This is a genomic window from Roseibium sp. (assembly GCF_025698965.1).
Taxonomy (GTDB): Bacteria; Pseudomonadota; Alphaproteobacteria; order Rhizobiales; family Stappiaceae; genus Roseibium.
The window spans coordinates 1-10,811 of sequence record NZ_JAILWL010000210.1 but is presented as its reverse complement, the minus strand read 5'-3'; the positions used below and the strand labels follow the sequence as shown (position 1 = coordinate 10,811).

The following is a 10,811-nucleotide window of genomic DNA, read 5'->3' as shown; positions in this document are numbered from 1 at the left end:
ATTGTCCGTGAATCAATGCGGTGGCTTTTTCCGGTCCCGTGATGGTCTCAATCACCCGGACCAGCAGCTCTATTTTAACCCGATCAGCTATAGTCTTGCCCCGACCAATGCCAGAACCCGGCTGTCGATCGACCCGTTTAACGGGTTCATCATTTGTGCCCAGCCTGCCCGACCGACCAGTCGGGGGCGGATCGATATCAAAAGCACAGACAGCGCTGTCGCACCGAAAATCCAGCCGAATTCGCTGGCCACCGAAGAGGACCGACACACGGTGATCGCCGGCGGTCAACTGTGCCAAAGACTGATGAAGAGCAAATCGTTGACTTCATTGGTCGCCGGATCTGTTGCACCACATCTGACTGAGCTTGATGACGAAGGCATTCTTGCCGATTTTCGCGCCCGTGCGACGACAGTCTATCATCCGGTTTCAACCTGTCGAATGGGCGAAAACCGTGAAACCACAGTCGTGAACAGTCGACTGAAAGTTCACGGCGTTGACGGACTGCGCGTCGTCGATGCATCCGCCTTCCCGAACATTACATCTGGCAATACCAATGCCCCAACCATGATGCTGGCCCTCAAGGGGGCAGATATCATTCTTGAAGACCGGAAACGAACCAAACCATGACAGCACTGGACCTTGCACAAGACTATCTGACGAGAGGCAAACTGCACGACCTCCCCGAGGGTCATTTCATCGACGGCAAGTTTACACCTGCCGGCAATCGAAAAATGGAAAGTTTCGACCCGGGCCGGGCCGAAATATTCGCCGAATTCTCACTGGGTGACGAAGCCCAAATGGACAAGGCTATCGGTGCGGCAGAGCGCGCTGCCGGTCACTGGCGGCAAGTTTCACCGCCAGAACGCTGCCGCATCCTGAACAATGTGGCGCGCCTTTTTCGGGAAAACGCCGACCGCCTGTCGGTCCTTGAAGTGGTCGACAGCGGCAAGACCTTGGCCGAAGCACAGGGCGATGTTCAATCCTCTGCGCGTCTTTTCGAGTATTACGCCGGCGCTGCTGACAAACTCGATGGCCGCTCGGTCAATCTCGGCACCGCCTACACCGCCTTCACCGTGCGCGAACCGGTCGGAGTGACCGGGCATATCATACCCTGGAACTACCCCACATCGACCTTCGCGCGTGGTGTCGCCCCTGCCCTTGCAGCTGGATGCTCCGTTGTTGCCAAACCCGCCGAAACAACACCCTTTACCGCGCTTGTCATGGCCGAACTTCTGAGCGAAGCCGGCGTTCCGGACGGACTTGTAAATGTCGTCACCGGTCTCGGATCTGACATTGGCGCCCAAATGGCGCGTGATCCACGCATCAAGCAACTGACCTTTACCGGCTCGGTCAACACAGGCGTCAGTGTTGCACAGACAGCGGCTCCAAATGTTACCCGACTGACACTGGAGCTCGGCGGCAAGTCGCCGTTGATCGCGTTCGAGGACGCGGATCCTGAAAAGGTTGCCGATGGTGCTTACTGGGCGATCTTCTCAAATTCAGGCCAGATCTGTTCGGCAGGCTCGCGCCTGATCCTGCACAAATCAATTCGCGACGACGTCCTAGCCATTTTGACTGAACGGGCGCTCGCAATCAGAACCGGCCACGGTCTGACCTCACCCGATATGGGTGCCGTCAATTCCAGGCAGCACCTGGCCCGCATCAAGGCCCACGTGGACGCAGCCAAGGCTCGCGGTGCCAATTTGCTCGCAGGTGGTGATGTCGCCACCGATTTGGATACGGGCAAGGGCTGGTTCTTCCAACCGACAATCCTTGCCGATCTTGCCCCGAATGACCCGGCGGTCCAGGAAGAGATCTTCGGACCAGTACTTTCGGTGCAGAATTTCGAGACGGAGGACGAAGCAGTCTCACTTGCAAACGGAACTGAATTCGGCCTGATTGCCAGCGTCTACACAAATGATGTCGGTCGCTCGATGCGCATTGCCTCAGCGATGGACTGCGGTCAGGTGTCGGTCAATGACTATTGGGCCGGCGGTCTTGAACTTCCTTTCGGCGGCAACAAGAAATCCGGCTACGGTCGAGAAAAAGGCTGGGAAGGTCTGGACGCTTATACCAAAGTGAAGTCGATCACCATCAGCAACGCCAGCTAGAGCGTAAGGTCATGAAACTCGAGCAAATTGAAACCTTTGTCGTCGGCAACCCTCCACCTCGTCACGGTGGACGTTACTTTATCTTCGTCAAACTGGTCACGGCCTGCGGCATTGTCGGTTATGGCGAGATCTATAACGCGACCTTCGGTCCACATCTTGTGGCGGCGATGGCAAAGGATGTCTTTGAGCGTCAGTTCGATGGCGAAGACCCTCATCATATCGAGAAGCTCTGGCGCAAGACTTACGGTGCCGGATACACCCAAAGACCGGACGTGACGGTTATGGGTGTGCTGTCGGGTCTGGAAATGGCCTGCTGGGACATTGTCGGCAAGGCTGCCGGCAAGCCTGCTTATCAGCTTTTGGGCGGCAAGGTTCACGAACGCCTGCGCTCCTATACCTATCTCTATCCGGCAGATGGCGATGTCTATCCTGATCCGGCTGAGCCCAATGTCTACAACGATCCGGATATTGCTGCGGATGCTGCTTTCGACGCTGTAGAACAAGGGTTCACAGCTGTGAAATTCGACCCGGCCGGCCCCTACACGATTTATGATGGCCATCAGCCAAGCCTGGAGGATCTGGACCGGTCAGAACACTTCTGCCGCGCCATTCGCAAAGCTGTCGGAACGCGTGCAGATCTTCTGTTCGGTACGCATGGTCAGTTTACTGTTTCAGGTGCCAAGCGCCTGGCTCGCCGACTGGAGGCCTACGATCCGCTCTGGTTCGAAGAACCGATCCCGCCGGAAAAGCCCGAGGATATGGCGGAAGTTGCCCGATTTACATCCATTCCGGTCGCCACCGGTGAGCGGCTTTGCACCAAATACGAGTTTTCGAGGGTACTTGAAACAGGTGCAGCAAGCATCCTGCAGATGAATCTCGGCCGGGTCGGCGGTCTGCTTGAAGCCAAGAAGATTGCCGCCATGGCGGAATGTCATTCGGCCCAGATTGCACCGCATCTTTATTGCGGTCCGCTTGTGGCGCTCGCCAACATCCAGCTTGCCACCTGCAGCCCGAATTTCCTTGTGCTGGAATCTATCCGCACCTTTGACGGATTTTATTCCGAGCTGCTGAAAACGCCGATCCGTTGGGATGAAGGCTACGTCATTCCTTCCCCCGAGCCGGGGCTTGGCCATGATCTTGATGAAGAGGTTGCACGCGCAAACCCTTATACAGGCAAAGAGCTGCATCTCGGTCTTCAGGAAAGTCCTGCGAACCCGCTTTGAATACAAATGGGTGTTTCAAAGTGAGGTTGGTCCGGATCACTCCGCCTTGGCAGGGAGATTAAATCTGATAGTGGACGAAAAGTGCCACTTCCCCGGCCTGAAATCATAAAGGGTCGAGATCCGGCACCACGCGTCCCCGCACGGAACGGCCATCGTGATCAGTTCATTTGCACTGAGGGGATAGACCCCCGCAAAATGCGGTTCAGTGATGATTGCCGAGAACTGTTGCGGCACACCGATATACATATATTGGATGGCTTGCGCGCGATCGGCATCATTGGTCGCACTCTTATCGCGAGCTGGCCCGGGACCAATTGTGACGCTACAGGAACTCAGATTTCCGTCGTCGTCGTACTTGATCTCCCATGCTGGGTGACCTTCGGCTGCGTCCGCCTCGCTGTCGCCGGTTTTGGTGATTGCGTACCAGTTCTCGCCCCAGTTTTTCCCTCCGAATCCAAGAGCGTGGATGTCACCGCGCGCGATGACGAAGCCTTTGGGAGCAACCTCCGCAAGCGTCTTGTTACCCCGGTACAGAGAGTTGCACACCATTTGTGTCACGCGATAGACGGACCAAAGCCCTGCAACATCCTCGGTTGGTTTTGCAATTGTGAGGCGGCCAAGAACAACGGCATAATCGCCCTGACCGTCAGCGCCGAGTTCAGGCCAATCGCGTTTTCCCGCCTGGCCGGCGGGACCAAACCCAGGACGATCGATCGGTGCGCCCAGATTATCGGCACCGAAGGTAAAACTATCCTGCGCGGCAACGCCTGGCGGCCGAGCAAATATTGCCATGGCCAAGACAAACGGTGTTGTGAAGCCCGGTATCCATCGTCTCTTCCGGCGGTTCCCTGGTACGGAAAACTCTCGTCTTTTGACCGACATCTCCCCCCCTATCGCACGGGAAGCATACGGCAAACTGCGCAGCGGCACGACCCAATGCCAGTGACAAAATCCGATAGGGTTGAAACTTCCGCAGATACCGATGTCGGTGCAATCGCCAGTTTCTCTTTTTTCGCCATCGTCAACGCGCTCAGTTTGAGAAAATGACAGCAAGAAGCAAAGAGTCCGCTTTTTTGCGGCCAATTCCACGTTGTGAAAACACCAAACCCGCCACAGTTTCAGGCTCGGATTTTCGCCTGATCGGGATTTGCGGTACAATCGCATTGCCAAGGAAGGTAAATGCAAACGCGGAGTAATCTCATGGCGCGTGTGCGAACCAGGTTCGATCTCTACAGCCAAACCATCTCGAATTCGGCGGTATCTGATATTGACGCAGAACCGGACCCGGGAAAGAGATTTCGCAAATACGCTTATACCATTACAAACTCGGAACAAGCAGCCATCGAGGCGCAGTTCAAAGAAGCCGACACACCTGAAAAGCAAGCAACCACTGGGCAAACAGTAGCAGTCCATCTAGATGCAGAAGTGGTTGAATTTTTCCGGAAGGCAGGTGGAGATTGGAAGCGTCGGATCAACGAGGCATTGCGAGCCTCATTGAAACTCCATTGAAGCTCCAAGCGCGCACTCTAGAGAACAGGGATCGGTAGTCCACGCGCCTTTGGACTTTGGACAATGCGGCTTGACCATCTCAAACCACTTGGCGAACGCAGACAGGAAGAGGTAGATGGCAATGGTAATTCCGTTACGGTTCCTGGCTTTGCATCTTGCTCTGTTTCTTGTGGTTCTGGCGTCACCGGTCAGGGCAATGACGGAAGAAGAGCAACAACGCTGTGTATGGAGCTGCCTTGCGAATTTCGGCCCAAACACGAACCCCGCTTATCATGAGTGCGTTAAGGACAACTGCCTGGCCGGGAGCAATTCAACTGGCGAGACCGCAGCAACATCAAAACCATCCGTCGCCGCTGTTACTTCGCGCTGGTCGGCAGGCACAACGTTCGATGGAAAAGCTCAATATGCCGGCCTTGGCGACGCTGATGGCACTTACGGCTTCTATTACCTGTGCGACCGTCAGGGACGAAGCGAGATAATGCTCGTCGGACTTCAAGGTCCTGCCGCGACAATGCACGTCACCGTCGACGGTGTCGACTTCCCACATACATTTGAAAAGGGTTCAGGCGGACACACGACCGCGATCGCATCCGACGCCCCGCTCATAACAGCGCTCAGTCGTGGCTCTGCCATCGAAGTGCGAAACCCTTCCGGGATCCTGGTAATTCGGTATGGTCTTCGCGGATCTTCGAAAGCGATTGCCACGGCTATTGCAAGCTGCAGGTAAAACCTGGCGATGCACAGGACCATTGCCAAGGAACCTTGATAAACAGGCGTTGATACCGGCTACGAAGCAAATACGTTTTTATTTGTTACCAATTCTCACGGCATTTCCGCCTCCCTTGGGTCAACAGAACCAAGGAAGGCGGATAACTCACCGTGAGTGCCTAAAGGGCTGACGCGAAGAAACGCCTATCGGTTCAGGCCACTTTGGCCTTGAATTCGATCCGGCGGCGGTGCAGCACCGGTTCCGTGTAGCCGTTGGGTTGCCTGGTGCCTTCAAAGACCAGCTCGCAGGCAGCCTGGAAAGCGACAGAGGTGTCAAAATCGTTCGCCATCGGATGGTAGAGCGGGTCACCGGCATTCTGGTCGTCGACGACCCCAGCCATCCGCTTCATGGTTTCCATGACCTGCTCCGCGCTGACGACTTCATGATGCAGCCAGTTGGCAATGTGCTGGGAGGAGATACGCAAGGTGGCGCGGTCTTCCATCAGGCCGACATTGTTGATGTCCGGAACCTTGGAGCAGCCGATCCCCTGCTCCACCCAGCGCACAACATAGCCGAGGATACCCTGTGCGTTGTTGTCGAGCTCGGCCTGAATGTCTTCAGGTGTCCAGTTTGGCCGTCCGGCAACCGGAATGGACAGAATGTCTTCCAGCCTTGCCGCCTCGCGCGCTTTCAGTTCAGCCTGACGATTGGCAACAGAGACCTGATAATAATGCATGGCGTGCAGCGTAGCTGCGGTGGGGGACGGCACCCATGCCGTATTGGCACCGGACATCGGGTGACCGATCTTCTGTTCCATCATCGTATGCATCAGGTCCGGCATTGCCCACATGCCTTTGCCGATCTGCGCGTGACCTGGCAGATCGCAGGCAAGCCCGACATCGACATTGTTGTTCTCATAAGCGCCGATCCAGGTCGCAGCCTTCATGTCGCCTTTGCGGATCATCGGACCGGCTTCCATGGAAGTGTGCATCTCATCACCGGTACGGTCGAGGAAACCGGTATTGATGAAGAACACCCGATCCTTTGCCTGACGGATACACTCCTTCAGGTTCACCGTGGTGCGGCGTTCCTCGTCCATTATGCCCATTTTGAGCGTGTTGCGGTCCAAACCGAAAGTGTCTTCAACCCGGTTGAAGATTTCGGACGCGAACGCAACCTCTTCCGGACCGTGCATTTTCGGCTTCACGATGTAGACCGACCCGGCGCGGCTGTTGAGGTTCCGTCCGTTCCGACCGATGTCATGAAGTGCGATCAGCGCAGTGATCATGCCGTCCAGCAAACCTTCCGGCACTTCATTGCCGTCCTTGTCCAGAACCGCATCGATTGTCATCAGATGACCGACATTGCGGACAAGAAGCAGTGAGCGGCCATGCAGCGTCAGCGCATTGCCATCGGGCGCGGTGTAATTCCGGTCTCCGTGCATGCGACGGGTGACGGTATCGCCACCCTTTTCAAAGGTCTCTTCCAGGTCGCCCTTCATCAGACCGAGCCAGTTGGAATAGACGACGACCTTGTCTTCTGCGTCGACTGCTGCGACGGAATCCTCGCAATCCATGATGGTAGACATGGCCGATTCCAGAATGACGTCCGAGATATGCGCCTTGTCGTTCCGACCGATCGGATGCTGACTGTCGACATTTATTTCCAGATGAAGACCGTTTTTGACCAGCAGGATTTTATACGGCGCGGAAGGGTCTCCTGAATATCCGGCAAACTGAGCCGCATCCGCCAAAGTGGTCAGACCGTTTTCGGTCGCAACCTGCAAACCTTCGTCCAGAACCGCAAACCCGGTGACACCCGACCAGCTGCCGTTCAACAACGGCGCGGCCTCGTCCAGCATCTTGCGAGCATAGGCAATCACTTCCGCGCCACGGGCTTCGTCAAAGCCGCCAGCCTGCGGTTTGGAGCCCATTGCGTCAGTGCCGTAGAGCGCATCGTAAAGCGAACCCCAGCGGGCGTTTGCCGCATTCAGGGCATAGCGCGCATTCATCACCGGTACGACAAGCTGGGGTCCTGCGACCTGCCCGATTTCCGGATCGACATTCTGCGTTCCGACGGCAAAGTTATCGCCTAGGGGGACCAGATATCCGATCTCACTCAGAAACGACTTGTAAGTCGCCATATCAGGTGACCCCGGATTGGCCTTGTGCCAGTCGTTGATTTTTGCCTGAAGCGAGGACCGTTTTTCGAGAAGTGCCTGATTTTTTGGTGCCAGGTCGTGGATGAGTTCGGACAGGCTCTTCCAGAAGTGGTCCTTATCGACACCGGTGTCCGGCAAGGCTTTTTCATTGATAAAATCGTGAAGGACCTCGGCAACTTTCAAGCCATAGGCGTCGATCCGGCCTGTCATTTTTATTTCTCCAACAAGTTCTTTTGTCCGCAGACATTTGCCGTGTGTTTTGGGGTCTAAGCCGCCAGTCGTCAATTGCCCGAGCCTACCCATGACTTTTTCCATTTTGGAAAAGATCCAGGTCATTATCTCTAACAGTATAGGTACGTATACAAAAAGAATGGACTTTGCGTCAGGCCGCAGATCCGATACCGATGTGTGTTCCGCTACCCCTTCCCACAGAAAGATCCTGATGTTCGCGATCGCAAAACGTTTCGGAGACCTGACTTATGGTAACGCGTATCTCATGCTCGCGCTCACGGCCCTGTTCTGGGGAGGCAATACCGTTGCCGGGCGTCTTGCTGTCGGCGAAGTGTCTCCCATGGTCGTGGTCTTTCTGCGCTGGGTGATCGTGGCCGGTATTCTCCTACCGTTTCAATGGCCGCGTATTCGGGCCGAGTGGTCGGTCATGCGTCCCTATTTTCCACGCATGGTCCTGATGGCCGCATTCGGGTTTGTCGGCTTCAATTCCTTGTTCTATATCGCCGCCACGCAGACGACCGCCGTCAACCTCGGGATCATTCAAGGCTCCATGCCGGTCTTTGTTCTGATCGGGTCGGTTCTTGCCTTCGGAACAAAAACGCGGTTGCTGCAGGTCGCCGGTATCCTGCTGACACTTGTCGGCGTAACACTGATTGCTGCCCAGGGCAGTCTGGACACGTTGCTGGCACTTGCCGTCAATCCGGGCGACGGCATCATGCTGACCGCCTGTGTCCTTTATTCCGGTTACACGCTTGCGCTTCGAAACCGTCCGCTTGTCTCGGGTCTGACATTCTTCGCAGTGCTCTCCGCGATCTCCGCAGTTACATCCATACCCGGTCTGGTTTTCGAATTGTCGACGGGTACCGCACAATGGCCAACCCAGCATGGCTGGGGTGTCGTTCTTTACATTGCCCTGTTTCCGTCCTGTCTGTCCCAGATCTTTTTCATGCGCGGGGTGGAGCTGATCGGACCGGCACGTGCAGGCGTGTTCATCAACCTGGTGCCGATCTTTGCCGCCGTTCTGGCCGTCTCGATCCTGGGAGAGCCATTTGAGTGGCATCACGGCACCGCTCTTGCGCTGGTTCTTGTCGGGATCTGGCTCTCGGAAAGAAAGGCGAAAGGATGAGTTCAGGTCGCTAACGGATTTCTTGCTGCATAATTTGAATTTGCCGCATTCGCAGGGCACATTGTTTTTATGGAAACACCTTTAATTACAGGCGTCTTCGCGCTTCTGCTGGTCACAACGTCTCTTGTGCAACCACTGGCACGACGGTTCGGGCTTGCTCCGAGCGTCCTGTTGGCCATGGTTGGCACGCTCATCGGTATTCTGGCGACCTATCTCCTTTATACTCCGCGCACAGATGCTTTTAATACGATAGCCAATGTCTTCGTGAATCCCCCCGTGGATTCGGAGATGATTCTCTATGTCTTTCTTCCTCTTTTGCTGTTTCATACATCCCTGACACTGGATATACGCCGCATCCTTGAAGACATCGGCCCGATCCTTGTCATGGCCGTGGTTGCTGTCTTCGTGGCCACCGGTTTTATCGGCTTTGCCCTTTATCCACTTGCCGGAATGTCACTGATCGTCTGTCTTCTGCTTGGATCGATTGTCGCCACCACCGATCCGGTCGCGGTTGTTGCGATTTTCAGAGACATCGGCGCTCCTGCAAGACTGGGCCGGATCGTGGAAGGCGAAAGCCTTTTGAACGATGCTGCTGCCATTGTGATCTTCGTCATTCTCCTGGGCATATTGACGGGTCACCAGAGCCTGAGTGCGGGAGAGGCGGCAATCGCGTTTGGCCGCTCATTCATTGGCGGCCTTGTGATCGGAACCGTTCTGGCACGCCTTGCCGTCGGCCTTCTGCCCCTGATGCGCGACCTGCCTCTTGCTCAGGTGACGCTCAGCCTGGCGCTTCCCTACGGAACCTATGTTCTCAGCGACCAGTTCGTTGACGTCTCCGCCGTGGTGGCGGTTGTCTGCGCCGGAACGGTGTTCAACCTCTATGGACCATCCCGCATTCATCCGTCCAACTGGCAATTTCTGCATTCGGTCTGGGAGCAGCTTTCCTATTGGGCGGCTTCCCTGATCTTTCTGCTGTCGGCAATCCTGATCCCGAAATTCGTCGAAGGCTTCACTCCGATCGACATTCTGTTGTTGCTTGTGGTGATCATCGCAGCACTTGCGGCAAGAGCGGTGGTTATTTTCGGTCTGCTGCCGATCCTGAGCCGCATTGGCGCCGGACAATCAGTCAATAACAAATACAAGACCGTGATCCTGTGGGGTGGCATGCGCGGCGCTGTTACCCTGACACTGGCACTCAGTGTTTCCGAACATACCGGCCTGGAGCACGAAGTTTCCGGTTTCATCACCAAACTGGCGACGGGATTTGTGCTGTTTACGCTGCTCGTCTACGGCACCAGCCTCAAACCGCTCATCCGCCTTCTTGGCCTGGATCGCCTGAATGCACGTGACGAGGCCTTGCGAACCCAATTTCTGGCCCTTGCCCTTTCCGACGTGCGCCAGGAATTGGAGACAGCGGCAAAGGACTATCACATCGAAGAGCGTGTCTCGGGAAACGTGCTCAAGGACTATGAGGACCGGGCTGCCTCTGCCGCGTCAGAGACCAACAAGCTGGAAGAGCTCAAGGACTGGGACCGCGTACGCATTGGCCTGATCGCACTCGCGGACCGGGAACAGCAGCTGGTTCTTGAGCATTTTCATGAAAAAACGATATCCGGACGGTCTGTCTCGCGCTTCCTGACCCTGACGGGTCGTATTGGCGATCTGACCCGCAGCGATGGTCGTGCAGGGTACATCAAGGCAACCCGCCAACCGCTTAAATTCGGTTTCGCCTTCCGGTTC

10 protein-coding genes are annotated in these 10,811 nt (G+C 55.9%); 8 read left to right on the top strand and 2 right to left on the bottom strand.

Features of this window, described 5'->3' with window-relative positions:
• The 3 genes from K5905_RS17290 to K5905_RS17280 form a co-directional block, all read left to right on the top strand.
• On the top strand, positions 1-628 hold a 628-nt coding region (locus tag K5905_RS17290; RefSeq protein WP_297586077.1), incomplete at its 5' end, for a GMC oxidoreductase.
• Positions 625-2,112 carry an aldehyde dehydrogenase family protein gene (locus K5905_RS17285; RefSeq protein ID WP_297586076.1) on the top strand — a complete coding sequence of 496 codons (1,488 nt, stop codon included), beginning with the start codon at positions 625-627 and terminating at the stop codon, positions 2,110-2,112. The genes K5905_RS17290 and K5905_RS17285, both read left to right, overlap by 4 nt.
• Before the next feature lie 11 nt (positions 2,113-2,123).
• Positions 2,124-3,335 (top strand): mandelate racemase/muconate lactonizing enzyme family protein, encoded by a 1,212-nt coding sequence (locus tag K5905_RS17280; protein ID WP_297586075.1) that lies wholly within the window; start codon positions 2,124-2,126, stop codon positions 3,333-3,335.
• Between the two features lie 36 nt (positions 3,336-3,371).
• On the opposite strand, the gene K5905_RS17275 is transcribed toward K5905_RS17280, so the two are convergent.
• A complete protein-coding gene (locus tag K5905_RS17275; RefSeq protein WP_297586073.1) occupies positions 3,372-4,127 on the bottom strand; it encodes a hypothetical protein in 756 nt (251 codons plus the stop codon).
• Here K5905_RS17275 and K5905_RS17270 point away from each other — a divergent pair.
• The 3 genes from K5905_RS17270 to K5905_RS17260 all read left to right on the top strand — a co-directional run bounded on the left by K5905_RS17270 (position 4,126) and on the right by K5905_RS17260 (position 5,571).
• A complete protein-coding gene (locus K5905_RS17270) occupies positions 4,126-4,281 on the top strand; it encodes a hypothetical protein (RefSeq protein WP_297586072.1) in 156 nt (51 codons plus the stop codon). The genes K5905_RS17275 and K5905_RS17270 overlap by 2 nt on opposite strands.
• Positions 4,282-4,514: 233 nt before the next feature.
• Positions 4,515-4,844, top strand: coding sequence for a BrnA antitoxin family protein (locus K5905_RS17265; protein ID WP_297586070.1), 330 nt, complete (start codon positions 4,515-4,517; stop codon positions 4,842-4,844).
• Between the two features lie 115 nt (positions 4,845-4,959).
• Positions 4,960-5,571 (top strand): hypothetical protein, encoded by a 612-nt coding sequence (locus tag K5905_RS17260; protein ID WP_297586068.1) that lies wholly within the window; start codon positions 4,960-4,962, stop codon positions 5,569-5,571.
• A gap of 193 nt (positions 5,572-5,764) precedes the next feature.
• Here K5905_RS17260 and K5905_RS17255 read toward each other — a convergent pair whose 3' ends face one another.
• A complete protein-coding gene (locus K5905_RS17255; protein ID WP_297586066.1) occupies positions 5,765-7,924 on the bottom strand; it encodes a malate synthase G in 2,160 nt (719 codons plus the stop codon).
• Between the two features lie 232 nt (positions 7,925-8,156).
• Between K5905_RS17255 and K5905_RS17250 the strand changes: the two genes are divergently transcribed.
• Entirely contained in the window at positions 8,157-9,071 is a 915-nt protein-coding gene (locus K5905_RS17250; RefSeq protein WP_297586065.1) for a DMT family transporter, read from the top strand.
• Positions 9,072-9,140: 69 nt separating this feature from the next.
• Positions 9,141-10,811, top strand: a 1,671-nt coding sequence (locus tag K5905_RS17245) for a sodium:proton antiporter (protein ID WP_297586064.1), incomplete at its 3' end; no start/stop codon positions are given.